Below are 18,013 nucleotides of genomic sequence, written 5' to 3' on the forward strand. Positions count from 1 at the left end.
TCTAAGAATAATAGTTTACCTTGCTCAATAACTTCTTTTTGCCGTAGTTTAGCTGATAGTTCCCTTTCCACTAGACCAAAAGAATTTTCTAGTTGCTTCTTTTTCTCCTGGGCTGCATGAAGAACTGCCTCTAATTTGGTGGTTTGCTTTTGCAATGCGTCAAAGGAATATACGTCTTCCTTCATATTGGTTAATTTGGTGACTTGATCAAGGGCTGCCTGGCGCTCTGCTTCACGGTCAATTTCCTGCTGAAGATGATTTTCAGCCTGTTTGGACATCACGGTCAATTTTTCCTCTTGTTCTTTGATGTTTTTAAGATTCAAAATTGCTTGATCTACATCCCGCTTTAATCGGTGACAGGTCTCTTCCTTACTTTCTAAAAGTGCTGCCTTTTGCGCCCGCTGAACTTGTTGCTCTTTTTCTAGAAAGAGGTTTGCTTGGGCCACAAGTTGAGTTTTCAGCGCCGTTAACTCCTCCCTTTTTTGCAGGCTTTTAATAATTTCTTCTGCTTCAACAAGTCTGGTTTTCACTTGGTCTTGAAACAGGGTTTTTTCTTTTAACTTCATGTCTTTTTCCCGCAGTAAATTGCCCATACCCTCGATTTCTAACAAGAGCAGCGGTAAAATCAAACGATTATTTTCACTACCTTCTTCTAGGTATTTTTGCAATTCTTCGTTTGTCAGTGCTTTGATACGATGTATGGCTTCATTCCGCAATTGTACTTTGTCATCAACTGCTCGCTTCAGCTCGCTTGACTCCTCCTTCAGCCTTTCTTCCACCAGCTTATAAAGCTGCGTATGGAATAGACGCTGAAGGATGACTTCCTTATCTTTACTATCCGATGTTAATAGTTTGCGAAATTCCCCTTGGGGGATCATAAGAATTTGCCGAAATTGATTGGCATCAATCAACATGATTTCCTTGATTTTTTCCTCAATATCATTGATCTTAGTTGCTAAAAGCCTTTTTTCATTGCCTTCCCAAACATACAATTCAGCTTTAGCTCCGATCTGTGTATAACCTTCACCCTTGTCCTTCTTTTTTAGCTGTTGGGGAAACCTTGTAATAGAATAAACTTTATTTCGTAATGAAAAATCAAGGGATACTTCTGTCAAAATATCATCTTTAGCAAATTGACTTCGCAATTCAGGTCCATTGCGGTCTTCACCGCTTGCCTTCCCATAAATGGCATAACTAATCGCATCAAAAATGGTGGTTTTGCCTGAGCCAGTTTTTCCGGATATAACAAACATGGTCCGATTGCCCAGCTTGGTAAAGTCAATCGTTTCTGTTTCTGCGTATGGACCAAACGCCTTCATTGTCAAACGCAATGGTCTCATTTTGCCGCCTCCCCTCGTAAAACACTATTAATAATGTCTGCCATTGTTTCTCTTTTTTCTTGATTAAATTCAGCCGTTGTCATTTCTGTATAAAATTGTTCGAATAACTCAATCTCAGATTTTTTCTCACTTCTGATAGACTGATAGAATTGTTTATGTTTAAGATCTGTTAGATCCATTTTTCTTTCCAAATGAAGAACATTTGGATATACCTGCCGCAATTTGTTAATAGGATCGATGATTTCACCTTCATCTAACAAGGTAATCTTTACATAATCATTTGTTTTTTGTTTTTCATAAAATTGAGGGTCAAGCAGTTCATCCATATGCCCCTCAAGCTCATGCATATCAATAGAAGGAATCAGGTATCTTTCACGATGAGTAAATAAGCCTTTGTCATCCATTTCAATAATGGAAATGGCTTTACGTTGCTTTGCCTCGGAAAAGGAGTATTTTAATAGGGATCCAGAGTATTTAACCTTGTCGTGTTTAATGGCATCCGGACTATGCAAATGTCCGAGGGCAGTGTACGAAAAAGGTTCAAATAACTCGGCACTAACGCAACCGGATCCGCCAACAGAAAGGATTCGTTCTGAATCTGAGGTTTGTCCGCCTAAAACGAAGGCATGTCCTACTAAAATATTGGGTTCATTAGGATTAAGATGTTCCTCAATTTTCCCTATCAAAGCCTTCATGGCATCCTGATGGGAATGGATCGAATCATCATTTAATAATTGACGGACAACACCAGGCTCTGCATAGGGTAAAAGATAAAAATTGGCCCCGTTTAAACGGACAGGCTCTAAGCTAAAAGGTGTTAATTTTCCCGATAAGTGGAGTTGGCTATGCTTATACCATGAGGTACCAAATGAAAGCCGTTCCGCACTGTCATGGTTACCCGCAATCGAAATGATGGGTGTTTTTAACGTTACATTTATTTTAAAAAGAATATCGTCGAGTAGTTCTACCGCATCAATTGGTGGCACGGAACGATCATAAAGATCACCGGCAATAATGACGGCATCCGGTTTTTCATCTGCTACAAGGTCGACAAACTGCTCTAATACTTCGCGTTGATTTGGCGTCATGTAAATGCCGTGGACCAGTTTTCCCAAGTGCCAATCGGCTGTATGAATGAATTTCATTTATTTCACCTCGTCTGGAAATTTCACTCTGTTCAATATAGCTATTATAGCAAAATAGAATGGGTAAGAGTCTTTGTTTTAAGAATGGATTGTTGGAACTGTGGGGATTAAATGGATGAAGTGGAGTGGGAATCAAGCAAAAAACAGCCCGGTCATGAAACCGGACTGTTGTCAATTTTATAGGGAATTACTTCTTAGTTACGTTAGCAGCTTGTGGTCCACGAGCTCCTTCAACTACTTCGAAAGAAACTTCTTGACCTTCTTCTAAAGTTTTGAAACCATCAGTTTGGATTGCAGAATAATGAACGAATACGTCGTTTCCGTCTTCTCCTTCGATGAATCCGAAACCTTTTTCTGAGTTAAACCATTTAACTTTACCGTTTTTCATGAAAAAAAATCCTCCTATTGGCTTACACGAAAGCCATGTGTAAAATTCACCAAATTACAACGTGATAACTTTACTTTCATTACCTATCCAAAAATCGGTTAAAACCTTGAACAAGCTTGTAACATAAATCTTATCTCGTGCAACGGCTGTTTTCAATTTATCATTTATTAGTTTTGATGTCAACATTGGAAGAAATGACACAAAATGACACATTTCGATTCGTTCTCCTACAGTTTAATTTTTGCTTTTTTGCATTTTTACAAATAGACTTTTCCTATTTCCAGATAAATCCAATTATTTGAGAACGCTGTCATAATTTGTTGTAATTTATTTAGACAAAACGAATAAAAACCAGCGGAGAACCCATTGATCCTAGAGTATTTATTTTTGATTGCTCTTTGAAATGACGACCATGTTCCGGTCAATTTTCCCTAATCGGCACTTAATCCCTTTAATGATTTCAGTAACAAGCAGTTCCACTCCAATATAAGTTAAGGATGGAATGTCAGCAAACAGTTTTTTGACCTCCCATTTTAGTTCATTTTTTCCACATATACTATGGCGGTTAATTTTGTCCACCTCATCCTTGATCTTAGCCAGTTCGTCTGATTTTAGGGAGTCAGGCAAATGCTCAATTTCATCAAGCCGGTGCAAAAACTCTACTGATTTGGAAATTTTATGTGCAACCTCATCATAAACATCCTTCGTTATGATGTTATGCCTAAATTTAAATTCATTTAAACGTAGTGCTGAGTCATAAGTCGCCCTGACGATTTCCTCTCTTGTCATTTTATTGGTTTCATAACTAAGCATATTTTTCCAAGAGGGCTGTTTCATTGCTGCCCTGAAATCCTCAAGGGTATAACAGAATTTTTTATACCCGTATTTATCGGGATTTTCAAAAGCTGGACTTCCTGGATCAAGAAATGGTGATAAAGGTGCAACGAAATAAGAGATTCGTGAGCTTTCGTCACATTCCTTGTGAATAATTTCACAAAAATCCACATTCCTCATCGCGCTTTCATAGTCCTGATTTGGAATACCGGTCATGAAAAATAAATCAATTTTGGCACAGTTATGTTTTAAGGCGTATTGCAGCATTTCTATTACTTTCGTGTTCGTACATGGCAGCTTGCCATTGTATTTACGAATATCCTCATCAGCAGATTCAAGAGTCAACTCTATACTGTATTTAGGCATGGCCCGATCAAGACGCCTGAAGAATTCTTCATCTGCATAGTTAAACAATTCAAATACGATTTCATTTTTCAAATCCATTTTCTCTAAGCCGGAAAGGAATTCATCTACATATTCTTTCCCCCCTTGCCTAATATCGTTTAACAGGAAAATAGGTGCTCTGGTAAACCGTTGAATAAAGGCAATATCCTCAAGCATTTTTTTTGGTGAGCGCATCACCAGTTTTTTTCGGTTGCAATTGAGCTCATAGGCATTTTTCGAACCGCCGCAAATCAGACAATTGTATGTACATCCCTTAGAAGTAAGAATGGCAGTGTTCGGATATTGGATCCACCCTTTATATGGAAGCGGGTCCAGTAAATTAAAGTATTTAAACACAGACCGAATGATATATCGATAGCCGGGAAATTCGAACTCATCTAGGCTGTCAGGGACATAAGTAAGTTCATTATAAAAATATTGATTATTTCGCTTCCAGGTCAGATTCGGAATATCGAAAAAGCTGTCATTTTCCTTATTTTCAAGTTTATTAAGTAGCATGAGAATTAATTTTTCCGTCGTATCGCCGCGGACAACGAAATCGATACATGAGTACTCAATCAATTCTTTGTGAAAATAAGTGCTTGAAAGTCCGCCAAATAACACGGGTGTATCGGGATGATATTTCTTAATAATCTTCGCCAGTTCGACACTGCCGTTTGCATGTGGGAGCCAATGCAAGTCAATACCGAATGCTTTAGTTTTTATCCTTTTAATTTTTTTTTCAACATCAAAATTAGGATTTAACAGCATTCGATTGGCGATATTAATAATCTTCACCTTTAACCCATATCGCTCCAGATAATCTCCAATGCTTGTTAAACCAATTGGGTACATTTCAAAAACAGGTGAAGAAGGGACAACATCGCTGATTGGCCCGGTGAACAGCATTTCTTTGCGAAAATCATATACGGTTGGTGGATGCAGCAAGACCAAATCATACTTCATTTAATCACCTTCCTACTATTATTATTTAGTCTTAATTTAATAGTAAACGATTTCCTTAATTACCAACTAAGAAAATTATTACAAAAAACCGATAATTTCCAAAAAGTTACATTTTAAATATAATTACTGTATAAAAAGAAAAAACCGAAGAAATTATTTCTTCGGTAAAAGGAAAACCTCTTCATCTTCTTTAAATTTATCTAGGATGGTTATGGTATCTACCAAGTGATTATTAAAAATTTGCCTTGCCACTGCAAGAAGCTCGATAATCATTGGATCCTTGAGGGTATATATGACTTTGTTTCCTTCCTTTGTGCCAGTCACGATATTTTTAGCTCGCAAGACTTGCAACTGTTGTGATACCGCTGATCCTTCACTGCCTGCGAGAGTCTGGATTTCGTTTACACTCTGATCTCCCTCAGCTAATATTTCCAAAATCCGAATTCGTAAAGGATGTGCTAACGCTTTAAAGAATTCAGCCTTAAACTGTTGCATTTCTAAATTCAATATCCCAACTCCTAACCTCTAGAAAGTGGCCGTAAGTTTCTTTCTTCCACTGCTTCCTACAGCCTCTGCCCCCGATAACTTTTTACATTCCCTAAAGGCAAAATGTTTACATCCAAGGCATTTATTTTGATTAATTTGAATAAGTGCAAACTGAATTGCATCCCCGGTATGTTCAAAAAAATGTTCTTCACCAATATTCTCGTACAATCCGGTCTTTTTCAAGACATTTTCAGGCTGAGGATTCAATCCCGATATTAGTACTATACCATTTTTCGAAAAATGACGCACAATACTGGAAAGGTTTGCTTCACCAGTGGTATCTATAAACGGTACCCGCCCCATCCTAAGTAACAGAATTTTGGGCCGATAATTTATAGTGTTCATGATCGTTTTTTCAAAGGTATCTGCCGCGCCAAAGAACAATGGGCCCTCAACATTAAAAATACTGATTTGCGGACAATCGTGCGTATCCGTCACCATTCCTGTTTCCACTTTTTCATGTTTATGCATAGGGTTCGGCAAGGCCTTTTCAGTAATCATTAAATCACTCATTCGTTTTGTAAAGAACATCGCCGCCATGATTAAACCCACCTCAACAGCTGTTGTTAAATTCACAAAAACAGTCAGTAGAAATGTTACGACAAGTACTAGAGAATCTGTAGATTTTGTTTTAAATACATGCGCAAAAACTTTGCGCTCACTCATGTTCCATGCCACTACCATTAAGATTGGTGCCATACTAGCCAAAGGAATATAGGATGCATATGGAGCAAAGAACAATAAAACAAATAAAACTACGATCCCGTGAATAACACCGGAGAGCGGAGAAACAGCTCCATTTTTTATATTGGTTGCCGTCCTGGCTATCGCTCCTGTTGCGGGAATTCCACCAAATAATGGGGTAATCATGTTAGCGATCCCCTGCCCTATTAATTCTTTATTGCTATTATGTCGGCTGTTGGTCATTCCATCGGCGACTACCGCTGAAAGAAGCGATTCAATGCCTCCTAACATAGCAATAATAAAGGCAGGTTTCAATAATTTTGTTATAATTTCAAGATTGATTTCAGGTATATGCAGTTGTGGCAGTGTATTTGGAATTTGCCCGTATGCTGTTCCTATAGTGGCAACTTGACTTGGGTATAAGAATGTAGCAGCTAAGGTGGATACAAGTAACCCAATCAGCGGTCCTGGAACCTTTGGTGCAAATTTTGGCGTCAAAATAATGGTTAGTAAACAAAGGGCTGCCGTTAAAACACTATAGATATTTGTTGTACCGAGATGGATGATAATCTCCTTGATATTAAGGATAAATTCCTCATGCTTTTCAATTCCTTTTAACCCAAGAAAACTGGCAATCTGCCCTGTAAAAATGGTTACAGCAATACCCGTTGTAAAGCCAATTGTTACTGGTCTGGGAATGTATTTAATTAGAACCCCCATTCGGAATACTCCCATTAAAAGAAGAATAATCCCCGCCATAAATCCTGCAATAAGAAGATTTTCATAACCGTAAGACATGACAATCCCAAACAATATTGGGATAAAGGCACCGGTCGGACCGCCAATTTGATATTTTGATCCGCCAAATAAGGATATGAGAATCCCGGCAACAATTGTCGTATAGATTCCATACTCCGGTTTCACTCCTGATGCAATGGCAAAAGCCATACCGAGTGGAATAGCGATGATCCCCACAATTAACCCTGATAGGAGATCCTTCGGCATGCTTCTAATGGAATACTGATGGAACCTTTTGTCTGTAAACATATTCACCCTTCTTATCTTTTTATTTTCGTATATTCGATTATTTGAATATATTATAATAGTTTCATATAGTCAATATGTTTTGTCAACAATTTGAAACTTGTGTTTAAAAGATTGCTATGCTATAATAGCAGAGCGATGAGCTGAATTGTGTAAGCCGAAAAACATTCCTTTTTGGAGCGCACTATGTGGAGTGTGGTTTTTCGCCTCAATACGCAAAGACGTCTGTATTATACAGGCGTCTTTTTATTTTTTATTTTTTGTTATGGCACTTTTTTCCTAAGTATTTTAAAATGAGAATGTGTTCAATTATTAGGATGGAGGTATTCCCATGAACAATCATGAAATTGATTTTAAAATTTATGGCGATGATATGCAATTTGTTGAAGTTGAGCTTGATCCACAGGAGACAGTTATTGCTGAGGCAGGCAGTTTTATGATGATGGATGATGATATACATATGGAAACTATCTTTGGAGATGGTTCTAGCGGTGGAGGCACTGGCTTGATGGGCAAGCTGTTCAGCGCCGGTAAACGTGTTCTTACAGGTGAAAGCCTGTTCATGACAACCTTTACAAATGGTGGAAGCGGCAAAAAACATGTGTCTTTTGCGGCCCCCTATCCAGGAAAAATCATTCCAATGGATTTAAGTCAATTAGACGGAAAGATTATCTGTCAAAAAGATGCATTCTTGGCAGCGGCAAAAGGCGTTCAAGTTGGCATAGAGTTTCAACGTAAAATTGGGGTCGGATTCTTTGGCGGTGAAGGCTTTATTATGCAAAAGCTTGAAGGCGATGGAATGGCATTTGTTCACGCCGGCGGGACTATTACGAAAAAAGACCTGCAACCCGGGGAAACACTTCGGGTGGATACAGGCTGTTTAGTGGCTATGACTAGTGGAATCAGCTATGATATTGAATTTGTGAAAGGAATTAAAACGGCTTTGTTCGGTGGCGAAGGTTTGTTCTTTGCTACATTACGAGGACCTGGTTCTGTTTGGATTCAATCACTACCATTCAGTCGTTTGGCCAGTCGTGTATTCGCTGCAGCCCCTTCACGTGGTGGTTCACGTGATGAAGGCAGCATTGCCAGAGGACTTTTTGATATGTTTAATGGGGATTAAGATGATGGAAAGGCGGAGCCGGATTGGCTCCGCTTTTTTGTTTGTGGATGTTTGTTGAATTCATCAATGGTTTTGTTAAATCCTTCTAAAAACAGGGACAAATCTACTTCATCAATCAAGATTAAGCTCTTTAAGCTTCTCAAAAGCCTGCTCCCGTTTTAAATTAAATGATTGCCACGGATAAGTCTCCACCATCGCTTCCTGTTTTCGTTCTTTTAAAATAGTAGATAAACCATCAATATATTGATCTTCCTCATAAAGATCCATTAAACCTAAAACACCGGTATAGGATAAACTATTTAGATAGTGAAGATCAATTTTCTCTGTTACTTGATATCTCTTGATATTTTCTTTTACCACAATTCGATTCAGATCAATCATGCAGATCGAAGTGTAATACACTAGCGAAGCAACAAAATAGAAGTGAAAAAGAGACAGTTTTTCCATCCAAATTTTCACAAGCGTATACATAAATATGAGCCCAAGAAAGATCATGAAGGAGTGGGCTAACACCCTTGTCAATGTATAACCATACGCATCTTCATACAGGCTTAACCGTATAAAGGCTGAACATAACATTACCGCACTGGAAACCACAATTAAAGTCAACAACGTTTGCGTCAATCGTTTCAAGAAACCATCCTCTTGTTTACCTAACCATAAAACCATTACTGTAATAGAAAGATTAATGATCGTCACAAACAACAGTTCAAAAAAGCCTTTTCTAGCGTATTCCGCATAGGTGAAGTCCTGGTCCAGCGACCCGCCAAAAAAATATTTGAATTGGACCACCGTAAATAATACATAAACTACATTCATGATAATTAATACCGTAATGGTGATGATGCTATCCAGTTTGATTACGGTCACTTCCGATTGCTTTAATACTGTAACCTGTTTTTTGAATAGCACTTGAAGAAATCCAAAGAAAGCAATGGTAAAAAGAAATATGACAACTGATCGGAAGACAACTTCCCCATCCAACATGTTAAACCAGTTTGGAATACCTCCGATTAATAATTCAAATTGTGTATCAGCCATCATTAATAATCTCATGACTACAAGCATTAGCGGAAAAGCAATAACAACTCCTAGTGCTATCTTTTTTCCTACTATAAATTTTTGATGATCTACATCACCTTTAAAACCTTTGCCTATTTGTTTCGTAAAGCTGACATCATATTTAATGGCATTAAGTATTCTTGAAAAAATCAAGGCCATAAAGGACAGTTGGTTCCACTTCAAGTTTTTGGGGCCCGTGACCAAAACTAAATGAAAAATGACTAAAGCTGGAATGAACAATATATTTAATACATAAAAAAGCATGCTGTCATTAAGAACATAGCTTGCTGATAAAAGCCATATACAGCAAAGAATTAGATAACCCAGACGTTGATGGGAAAATACGAAGCTTTTGCTACGGTAAAACAATACTGCATAAAAAGCTAAAATAAAAACGAGATAGGAAATCCCGATTTGTCCACGAAAAAAAGCCTCCTCAGCCAATATACCCAATATTAAGCAAAAGACTAAAAAAACCCAATCTGACTTTTCAATTTTTTGTACCATTATTTTCTCCTCTTTTTATATAGATTTTCTATATACATTGTTATTCTAGGTATAATTTCAAAAAAATTGCTTATATGGATGCTTTCCTCCCCCAACGATAGCCCAACAAGCTGATTGGATAGAGGAACATCGTTAAAACAATACAAGCAATGATAAACGTTTTTGTCAATAAAGGTGCAAACCATGAATGCGGTATAATATGAAAGACTGTTAAGACCATTAGCATTAAATTTGGTATTAGTGATAAGAGGAAAGTTTTCTGAAGCAGCTTTCGTCCTCCATGACCAAATCCTCTTCCTATTTCATAGCCAAGCAGGGCCCAAAAAAATAAATATAAAAAGGCAATGAGGGTTGGGGTTGCGGTTAACTGTTCCCAAACAACCGTAAGCCAATCCCAACGAAACAAATTATGAGCCAAGGTTAAAAAACTGCCCCCCAAAAAGAAGCATATATTTAACAGGATGAACAACCATTTCATATTACTTGGGGTAACCGTAAGCTCTTCCCGCCAGGCCTCGGCAATTTCCTCGGGGCTGCCTAACCGCGAAATGAACAAATTCATAAGTTCTTCTTCTGTACATTGAAAATTTTCAAGAATCATCTCATCAATATGGCATTCATATTCGCGTAATATTGAATCTTTATCATCGTGATTCCCCAGTCTGCTACCTAGGTCTTCAAGAAATTTATTCTTTAGCTGTTCCATGATTAGATCTCCCAATCACTTTGTTCATAACCTTAACAAAATCCTGCCATTCACGTGTTTTTTCATCTAAAACCTCTCGGCCTGCAACGGTGATCCGGTAGTATTTGCGTGCAGGACCCTTTTCCTGTTCCTGCCAATAGCAGTCAATATACTCTTGTTTTTCAAGTTTATGAAGGGCAGGATATAAGGTACCCTCTTTCACACTCAAGCCATTGTCGCTGCGCTTCTCCAATTCTTTCACTAGTTCATATCCATACATATCACGTTCATCAAGTAACTGAAGTAAAATTAATGAGGTACTCCCCTTAACTAATTCCCGGTTAAACATGTTATTCACCTACCTAGATTTATTAGGTACATAGATATTCTATATCTATTAAAAAACTTTGTAAAGGAATTATTGGTAAATTTTCCTCCAAAGAAAAAGCAGCGATGTTTCCATCGCCACTTTTTACTTCATTTTCAAGTTTTTTTGCTGCTTGTTAATGTACTCGTCACGTTCACCACCATCAGATAGTTCTTCTGAAAATTCATGAGTAACATTACTTCCCGGCAATTTTCCTGTTTTTATTGTTTTTGGCGGCAGATTATTGTTTGGCGCTGATTGTCCATTCCATTTTCCCATGTTAATCACCTCACCAATAGTATTTGGTGAATGAATATGTTTATCCACAAAAAAATGCCCGGATTTATATCACCCGGACATCGATTAAAGATTAAATAATCATACGCTTGTCATCTTGTAATTGTAATTCATGTTCTTCCAATCCGCCTTCTTCACGGCTCTTTTTAATGCGGAAATGGTAGATCAAATAACAGGCAATGACGAATGGTACCCCAAGGTATAGGGCTAAGCGTTGCTCAGAGTCAAACGCTAAGCTGACTAATACCAAAATATTTAAGACTAAAGCAATAATCGGTAAGAGCGGGAATAGCGGTGTTTTGAATTTTAGCTCCTCCACTTTTCCGCCTTCGCGAATAAACTTTCTACGGAATGCAATTTGTGATGCTGTGATGGAAATCCAGCCCACTTGCGCACCGAGCCCGGCTACTGAAAGCAACCAAACAAAAACGGTTTCCTCTGCGAAAAATCCAGATAATAAAGATAATAATGCAATACCAATCGTTAATACTAATGCATTAATTGGTACCCCGCTCTTGTTTACCTTCGCTAAAGACTGGCTTGCCATTTTTTCACGAGACATCGCATACAACATTCTTGTTGCAGCATAAAGTCCTGAGTTTGCAACAGAAAGTAATGCAGTCAAAATAACGAAGTTCATAATATCTGCAGCATAAGGAATACCAATACTATCAAATACGACAACAAATGGGCTCTCGATGACACCTGCTTTGTTCATTGGGATGAGACCAGCTAAAACAAAGATTGCCAAGACAAAGAAGAATAACGTACGCCAAACTGTTTGTTTAATTGATTTTGGAATTGTTTTTTCAGGCTCTTCACTTTCACCCGCAGCAATTCCAATTAACTCTGTCCCTTGGAAGGAGAAGTTTACGGTAATCATGGTTATAATCAATGCAGTTAATCCATGTGGCAGAAGACCATGTGCTGTAAAGTTGCTCATAAATGGTGCACTATGGCCGCCTTTCATATCGATCAATCCAAACATTGCTGCGCCACCTAAAACAATGAACATGATAATAGCTAGAATTTTTATGCTGGAGAACCAAAATTCTGCTTCTCCAAACGCTCTTGCAGATAAAGCATTTAAAAGGAATAAGATAACAGCAAATACGCCGCTCCAAACCCATACATCAACATGTGGAAACCATCTTTGCATTAATTGGCCTGCAGAAAGTAATTCCAAAGCCACTGTTACTGACCAACCTAACCAATATAGCCATCCTAGTGCAAAACCTGTTCCAGGACCAATAAATTTAGTAGTATAAGTTTGGAATGAACCGGATACCGGCATGGCAACAGAAAGTTCGCCAAGGCAAAGCATGGTCAAAAACATAATAATACCGCCAACAATATATGAGAGAATGGCTCCAGTAGGTCCGGCCTGACTAATTGTATAACCAGAACCCAGGAATAAGCCAGAGCCAATGACTCCCCCAAGTGAAATCATAAATAAATGCCGTGATTTCATCGTTCTTTTCAATTCGTGAGTAGATTGGTTTTCTTGTAGCTGCATTAAATTTCCCCCTTTGTTTGAATGCGCTTCCAAAATAAGTAAATGTCTTGATAAAATAGGAGAATTTTAGAATCCCACACATGATGTTCACATCTTTGTCACAAAAAATAGCTTAATATATTTGTCGACAAATTACAACACCAAATCTTTCTAAAATTTTCACTATTATAAACTTTTATAATGCAAATACCGTGCCAAGCCTAAAAGTTGAATTTGTGAACATTTTTCGAACAAAAACCGCAAAATTTTTTGGCACACATGGTTGTTTTTTGCATCACACATGCAAAAAAATGCTCTTCCCATCGAAATGGGAAGAGCGTTTCATTATACCCAGCCTCTGAAGCTTGCTGCTTCCGCCATCTTTCTAATACCGACCATATAGGCTGCTAATCTCATATCAACTTGATGTTTTTGAGCTGTTTCATAAATAGTTTCAAATGAATGAACCATAACCTTAACTAGTTTTTCATCTACCTCTTCTTCCGTCCAATAATAACCTTGATTATTCTGTACCCATTCGAAGTAGGAAACTGTCACACCGCCTGCACTAGCCAAAATATCCGGAACGAGTAGAACACCACGTTCTGAAAGAATCTTTGTCGCTTCAAGTGTTGTTGGCCCATTTGCTGCTTCTACAACAATTTTCGCCTTAATATTAGCAGCATTTTCAACAGTAATCTGATTGGAAATTGCCGCAGGAACGAGAATATCACAATCCAATTCCAACAACTCTTTATTGGAAATCGTATTTTTAAATAGTTGAGAGAACGTACCGAAGCTGTCTCTGCGATCAAGTAAATAATCGATATCAAGACCATTTGGATCATGAACAGCACCGTATACATCAGAAACAGCAATTACTTTTGCACCGGCATCATGCATAAATTTCGCCAAATAACTACCTGCATTTCCAAAGCCTTGGATAACGACGCGAGCACCTTGTATGTTAAACCCTTTTTTCTTAGCAGCTTCATCAATACAGATCGTTACACCACGGGCTGTAGCTGTTTCACGACCTTGAGAACCACCCAAAACAATCGGTTTTCCGGTAATAAATCCCGGAGAGTCGAATTCCCGTAAACGACTGTATTCGTCCATCATCCAAGCCATGATTTGTGAGTTTGTGTATACATCTGGTGCTGGAATATCTTTCGTAGGTCCTACAATTTGGCTGATAGCACGAACATATCCTCGGCTTAAACGTTCAAGCTCTCTAAAAGACATTTTCTTTGGATCACAGATGATACCGCCTTTACCGCCACCATATGGTAAGTTAGTAATTCCGCACTTTAAGCTCATCCAAATTGATAATGCTTTTACTTCTTCTTCATTAACTTCTGGATGAAAACGAACGCCACCTTTTGTTGGTCCGACAGCATCGCTGTGCTGAGAGCGATATCCAGTGAAAATTTTAACCGTTCCATCATCCATCCTTACAGGAATTCTCACGGTTAACAAGCGAAGCGGTTCCTTTAATAATTCGTACATTTCGTTAGGATAGCCCAGTTTACCTAATGCTTTTTGAATTACGGTTTGAGTAGAATAAAATAAATTTAATGACTCTTTTTCCTCTTGCTGTTCCTTTGAAATTTCAGTTGTCACAGAATTTTCAGTCATCGTTCACACCTCATTGGATTTGATTAAAGTCATAAAAAATTACGCTAAAACTTTTTTAATTTTTTCAAGCGCCCAGTCAATTTCCTCTTTGGAAATAACTAATGGAGGTGCGAAACGAATAACGGTATCATGAGTTTCTTTGCATAGTAAGCCTTCTTCTTTCAATTGTTCACAATATGGTCTTGCTTCTTCAGTCAACTCTACTCCAATAAATAATCCTTTTCCGCGAACATCTTTAATAACAGGATTATTAATAGATTTTAATTCGTTCAAGAAATATTCGCCAAGTTCAAGAGAACGTTCTGCTAGTTTTTCTTCTTCCAACACTTCCAACGAGGCAATAGAGACTGCACAAGCGAGTGGATTTCCACCAAAAGTTGAACCGTGCGAACCTGGATTAAAAACTCCAAGTACATCAGAATTGGCCACAACACAAGAGATCGGGAATACTCCTCCGCCAAGAGCTTTACCCAAAATCCACATATCCGGCTTTACATCTTCCCAATCGCAGGCAAACATTTTTCCAGTACGTGCCAAGCCTACTTGGATTTCATCAGCAATAAACAAAACATTATTTTCTTTACATACATCAAAGGCTTGCTTTAAGAAACCTTCCGGTGGCAAGATAATTCCGGCTTCACCTTGGATTGGCTCCATTAAGAATGCTGCCGTATTTGGAGTGATGGCTGCTTTTAATGCTTCTAAATCACCATATGGAATTAATTTGATGCCAGGTAGCATTGGGCCGAATCCACGCTTATATTCAGGATCAGAAGATAATGACACGGCTCCCATTGTCCGGCCATGGAAGTTGCCGACACAAGCAATAATTTCAGCTTGATTTTCTGCAATGCCTTTCACATCATAGCCCCAACGGCGTGCCGCTTTAAGAGCAGTTTCAACAGCTTCAGCTCCGGTATTCATCGGCAGAGCCATTTCTTTTTCTGTTAGTTTGCAAATTTTTTCATACCATGGTCCTAACTGATCATTATGGAAGGCACGAGATGTTAATGTCACTTTATCTGCCTGTTCCTTTAATGCCTGAATAATTTTTGGATGACGATGTCCCTGATTTACAGCAGAATAGGCACTGAGCATATCCATATAGCGGTTTCCTTCAGGATTTTCTACCCAAACCCCTTCTGCTTTCGCAATAACGATTGGCAGTGGATGATAGTTATTGGCACCATATTTTTGTGTTTGTTCAATTAAATTAGATGTTTTAGAAGTTGTAGCTGTCATGTGTATTTCCCCTTTGTTTTAGAATCATATTTTTATAGATTTCAAACGTAGTTTTTTGCCTGCATATGAGGCAATTAAAAATCAGGGCCTTTAAAAGCTGTTTTATTTTTTTCTAAAGAATAATCTGTAAATGGTTCACGTGAATACGTTTTCATTTATTCCCCCCATTTTGTTTGTACAAATACCTATATTGCATTTTTCGTGCCAACTTTTTTTGGTAGATAAATTCACATTTTCGCCATATTTGGTGCCAGTTTTTTTGCGTTTTTTCATCTCTCACCATTAAAAACGCAAAAATATTTTGCATTTCAATGCTAAGTTCGTTTAAAATAGTGCAAAAAGGGTTCATTAAGAGGGAGATAAATTTATGGAACAGACAAAAAGGTCGGTGAATCATTTGGAGTATCTAAATCAATTTTATAAGAGAATTTTAGATGAAGTTGATGTTGGGATTCATGCGGTCGATGAAACAGGAAAAACGATTATTTATAACNNGATGCAGATAGAAGCTATGGACATTCAAGAGGTTATAGATAAAAATCTTCTGGATGTATTTAGATTCAAAGACAATCAAACTAGTACGCTGGTAAAAGCTTTACAAGAGGGGAAAGAAACCAGCAATGTGAAACAAACCTATTTTAATAATAAAGGCAGAGAGATTACAACGATTAACAACACGATTCCCATTTTCCATGAAGAAAATGTTCTGGGGGCCGTGGAGATTGCCAAAGATGTAACCAAACTGGAACGGCTGATGAAAGGTAATTTGAATAAAGGCGCAACCAGGTATACATTTGATCATATTATTGGCAACAGTCCAGCAATTAAAGAAGTCATTGAAGCGGCAAAGCGAGCAAGCAGAACAGCTTCCTATGTCCTTATTGTTGGGGAAACGGGAACGGGAAAAGAATTATTCTCGCAAAGCATCCACAATGCTAGCAATCGATTGTCAGGCCCGTTTATTTCTCAAAACTGCGCAGCTTTACCAGATAATTTAATTGAAAGCCTATTATTCGGGACCAAACGAGGAGCTTTTACCGGTGCAATGGATACCCCCGGTTTATTTGAGCAAGCAGAAGGTGGAACACTGCTTCTCGATGAAATAAACTCATTGAATCTAAATCTGCAAGCGAAGCTGCTTAGGGTTTTACAGGAGAAAACCATTAGGAGAATTGGTGATACAAAGGATACCTCTGTAGATGTCAGGGTCATCGCCAATATTAATGAAGACCCCATTGATGCAATCGCCAATAATCACTTACGGAAAGACTTGTATTATCGACTTGGGGTCGTCACCATTTTTGTCCCGCCGTTACGGAATCGAAAATCCGATATTCCTCTTTTAGTTCAGCATTTTATCGAAAAATATAATGATATGTTCCATATGAACGTAAAGGGGTTATCAAAAGAGGTTGAAAATTCCTTTTTTGAATATGAATGGCATGGTAATATTCGTGAACTTGAACATATTATTGAAGCAGCCATGAATATCATGGATGACGAAGATGTCATCCAGTATGCCCATCTGCCTTATCAATACCGCAGCAAAATGCAACTCAAAGAACGGATGCTGCCGATCTCTTCTGTCGATACATTTATCACCGATATGGCAGATGAACCAGTGCCGCTAAAAGAGCAATTGGAGTTATTTGAAAAATCATATATCGATCATATTCTAAATAAAAACGACAGAAATATTTCAAGAACAGCAAAATTACTTGGATTAAGCCGTCAAAGCCTACAGTATCGAATGAAAAAACTGGGTATCTTTACTGAATAATATTTTTCTAAAGGTGGATGGCTATTATGCCTTTCGCCTTCTTTTTTTAACAATTAATGTAACCAAAATAGAATTTTATACATAAAATTATTATTACATAATAGTATTTTTTTAGGACAATCTTTACTATTTCTTCTTCATTCGATGCATAAATATTCCATTTTTCCTCCAAACTAAGTTTAAAGATGAGGTGAAAAAAATGGGACTGCTCAGTTCATTTAATCATTGGAGAGAGGCAAAATACCAAAGTCATCTCTCCGATATGAAGGACCAAGGCAAATGCCCAGATTGTGAGGGCCGCGGCTACACGATTTATCCTTATAATGAATTTGCTTACTTTAATTCTTATGAATGCCCTGGGTGCCAAGGCAGCGGTCATTATACTGATTGGGAAGAATTTAGATAATACCTATAAAAACTCGCTAGCTGAAATAGCGGGTTTTTTTTTCCGAATGGCTGTGTAAAAAAAACAGTGTTGATTTTTAC

Annotated in this window: 16 protein-coding genes; 3 read left to right on the forward strand and 13 right to left on the reverse strand. The window is 37.9% G+C overall.

The features are described 5' to 3' along the window. From V7083_RS12935 to V7083_RS12960, 6 genes are all read right to left on the reverse strand, one after another. A partial coding sequence (locus V7083_RS12935) for an AAA family ATPase (protein ID WP_335478329.1) occupies window positions 1-1,340 on the reverse strand: 1,340 nt, incomplete at its 3' end. Further along, complete coding sequence (locus tag V7083_RS12940) at window positions 1,337-2,485, reverse strand: exonuclease SbcCD subunit D (RefSeq protein ID WP_335478331.1); 1,149 nt, start codon at window positions 2,483-2,485, stop codon at window positions 1,337-1,339. The genes V7083_RS12935 and V7083_RS12940, both read right to left, overlap by 4 nt. 187 nt (window positions 2,486-2,672) lie before the next feature. After that, on the reverse strand, window positions 2,673-2,873 hold the full coding sequence (locus tag V7083_RS12945; protein WP_335478333.1) for a cold-shock protein: 201 nt from the start codon (window positions 2,871-2,873) through the stop codon (window positions 2,673-2,675). Between the two features lie 381 nt (window positions 2,874-3,254). Further along, a complete protein-coding gene (locus tag V7083_RS12950; RefSeq protein WP_335478335.1) occupies window positions 3,255-5,057 on the reverse strand; it encodes a TIGR04190 family B12-binding domain/radical SAM domain protein in 1,803 nt (600 codons plus the stop codon). Window positions 5,058-5,210: 153 nt separating this feature from the next. Beyond that, complete coding sequence (locus tag V7083_RS12955) at window positions 5,211-5,564, reverse strand: ArsR/SmtB family transcription factor (RefSeq protein WP_335478337.1); 354 nt, start codon at window positions 5,562-5,564, stop codon at window positions 5,211-5,213. 18 nt (window positions 5,565-5,582) lie between these two features. After that, window positions 5,583-7,334 carry a SulP family inorganic anion transporter gene (locus V7083_RS12960; protein ID WP_335478339.1) on the reverse strand — a complete coding sequence of 584 codons (1,752 nt, stop codon included), beginning with the start codon at window positions 7,332-7,334 and terminating at the stop codon, window positions 5,583-5,585. Between the two features lie 328 nt (window positions 7,335-7,662). On the opposite strand from V7083_RS12960, the gene V7083_RS12965 reads away from it, so the two are divergent. After that, window positions 7,663-8,454 carry a TIGR00266 family protein gene (locus V7083_RS12965; protein WP_335478341.1) on the forward strand — a complete coding sequence of 264 codons (792 nt, stop codon included), beginning with the start codon at window positions 7,663-7,665 and terminating at the stop codon, window positions 8,452-8,454. Between the two features lie 111 nt (window positions 8,455-8,565). On the opposite strand, the gene V7083_RS12970 is transcribed toward V7083_RS12965, so the two are convergent. The 7 genes from V7083_RS12970 to V7083_RS13000 all read right to left on the reverse strand — a co-directional run bounded on the left by V7083_RS12970 (window position 8,566) and on the right by V7083_RS13000 (window position 15,747). After that, a complete protein-coding gene (locus tag V7083_RS12970) occupies window positions 8,566-10,023 on the reverse strand; it encodes a DUF4153 domain-containing protein (protein WP_335478343.1) in 1,458 nt (485 codons plus the stop codon). 70 nt (window positions 10,024-10,093) lie between these two features. Next, window positions 10,094-10,729, reverse strand: coding sequence for an HAAS signaling domain-containing protein (locus tag V7083_RS12975; protein WP_335478345.1), 636 nt, complete (start codon window positions 10,727-10,729; stop codon window positions 10,094-10,096). Continuing rightward, window positions 10,710-11,057: a PadR family transcriptional regulator gene (locus V7083_RS12980; RefSeq protein ID WP_335478347.1), complete on the reverse strand. Its 348-nt coding sequence runs from the start codon at window positions 11,055-11,057 to the stop codon at window positions 10,710-10,712. The genes V7083_RS12975 and V7083_RS12980 overlap by 20 nt, the downstream gene beginning before the upstream one ends. Before the next feature lie 123 nt (window positions 11,058-11,180). Next, window positions 11,181-11,354, reverse strand: coding sequence for a hypothetical protein (locus tag V7083_RS12985; RefSeq protein WP_335478349.1), 174 nt, complete (start codon window positions 11,352-11,354; stop codon window positions 11,181-11,183). A 91-nt stretch (window positions 11,355-11,445) separates the two neighbouring features. Continuing rightward, complete coding sequence (locus V7083_RS12990) at window positions 11,446-12,888, reverse strand: amino acid permease (protein ID WP_335478351.1); 1,443 nt, start codon at window positions 12,886-12,888, stop codon at window positions 11,446-11,448. 324 nt (window positions 12,889-13,212) lie between these two features. Continuing rightward, complete coding sequence (locus tag V7083_RS12995) at window positions 13,213-14,505, reverse strand: Glu/Leu/Phe/Val family dehydrogenase (protein ID WP_335478353.1); 1,293 nt, start codon at window positions 14,503-14,505, stop codon at window positions 13,213-13,215. Between the two features lie 39 nt (window positions 14,506-14,544). Beyond that, window positions 14,545-15,747 carry an ornithine--oxo-acid transaminase gene (locus V7083_RS13000; RefSeq protein ID WP_335478356.1) on the reverse strand — a complete coding sequence of 401 codons (1,203 nt, stop codon included), beginning with the start codon at window positions 15,745-15,747 and terminating at the stop codon, window positions 14,545-14,547. 367 nt (window positions 15,748-16,114) lie between these two features. Between V7083_RS13000 and V7083_RS13005 the strand changes: the two genes are divergently transcribed. Both V7083_RS13005 and V7083_RS13010 read left to right on the forward strand, forming a co-directional pair. Further along, window positions 16,115-17,527, forward strand: a complete 1,413-nt coding sequence (locus tag V7083_RS13005; RefSeq protein WP_335478358.1) for a sigma-54 interaction domain-containing protein — start codon at window positions 16,115-16,117, stop codon at window positions 17,525-17,527. Between the two features lie 199 nt (window positions 17,528-17,726). Next, on the forward strand, window positions 17,727-17,933 hold the full coding sequence (locus V7083_RS13010; protein WP_335478360.1) for a methionine aminopeptidase: 207 nt from the start codon (window positions 17,727-17,729) through the stop codon (window positions 17,931-17,933). Window positions 17,934-18,013: the final 80 nt, after the last annotated feature.

It is taken from the genome of Bacillus sp. JJ1764 (genome assembly GCF_036962145.1).
Taxonomy (GTDB): Bacteria; Bacillota; Bacilli; order Bacillales; family Cytobacillaceae; genus Neobacillus.

Bases quoted from the DNA above. Each gene is read 5' to 3' on its own strand.
- V7083_RS12940 (WP_335478331.1), bottom strand. From the start codon at position 2,485: ATGAAATTCATTCATACAGCCGATTGGCACTTGGGAAAACTGGTCCAC.
- V7083_RS12945 (WP_335478333.1), bottom strand. From the start codon at position 2,873: ATGAAAAACGGTAAAGTTAAATGGTTTAACTCAGAAAAAGGTTTCGGA.
- V7083_RS12950 (WP_335478335.1), bottom strand. From the start codon at position 5,057: ATGAAGTATGATTTGGTCTTGCTGCATCCACCAACCGTATATGATTTT.
- V7083_RS12960 (WP_335478339.1), bottom strand. From the start codon at position 7,334: ATGTTTACAGACAAAAGGTTCCATCAGTATTCCATTAGAAGCATGCCG.
- V7083_RS12965 (WP_335478341.1), top strand. From the start codon at position 7,663: ATGAACAATCATGAAATTGATTTTAAAATTTATGGCGATGATATGCAA.
- V7083_RS12970 (WP_335478343.1), bottom strand. From the start codon at position 10,023: ATGGTACAAAAAATTGAAAAGTCAGATTGGGTTTTTTTAGTCTTTTGC.
- V7083_RS12975 (WP_335478345.1), bottom strand. From the start codon at position 10,729: ATGGAACAGCTAAAGAATAAATTTCTTGAAGACCTAGGTAGCAGACTG.
- V7083_RS12980 (WP_335478347.1), bottom strand. From the start codon at position 11,057: ATGTTTAACCGGGAATTAGTTAAGGGGAGTACCTCATTAATTTTACTT.
- V7083_RS12985 (WP_335478349.1), bottom strand. From the start codon at position 11,354: ATGGGAAAATGGAATGGACAATCAGCGCCAAACAATAATCTGCCGCCA.
- V7083_RS12990 (WP_335478351.1), bottom strand. From the start codon at position 12,888: ATGCAGCTACAAGAAAACCAATCTACTCACGAATTGAAAAGAACGATG.
- V7083_RS12995 (WP_335478353.1), bottom strand. From the start codon at position 14,505: ATGACTGAAAATTCTGTGACAACTGAAATTTCAAAGGAACAGCAAGAG.
- V7083_RS13000 (WP_335478356.1), bottom strand. From the start codon at position 15,747: ATGACAGCTACAACTTCTAAAACATCTAATTTAATTGAACAAACACAA.
- V7083_RS13010 (WP_335478360.1), top strand. From the start codon at position 17,727: ATGGGACTGCTCAGTTCATTTAATCATTGGAGAGAGGCAAAATACCAA.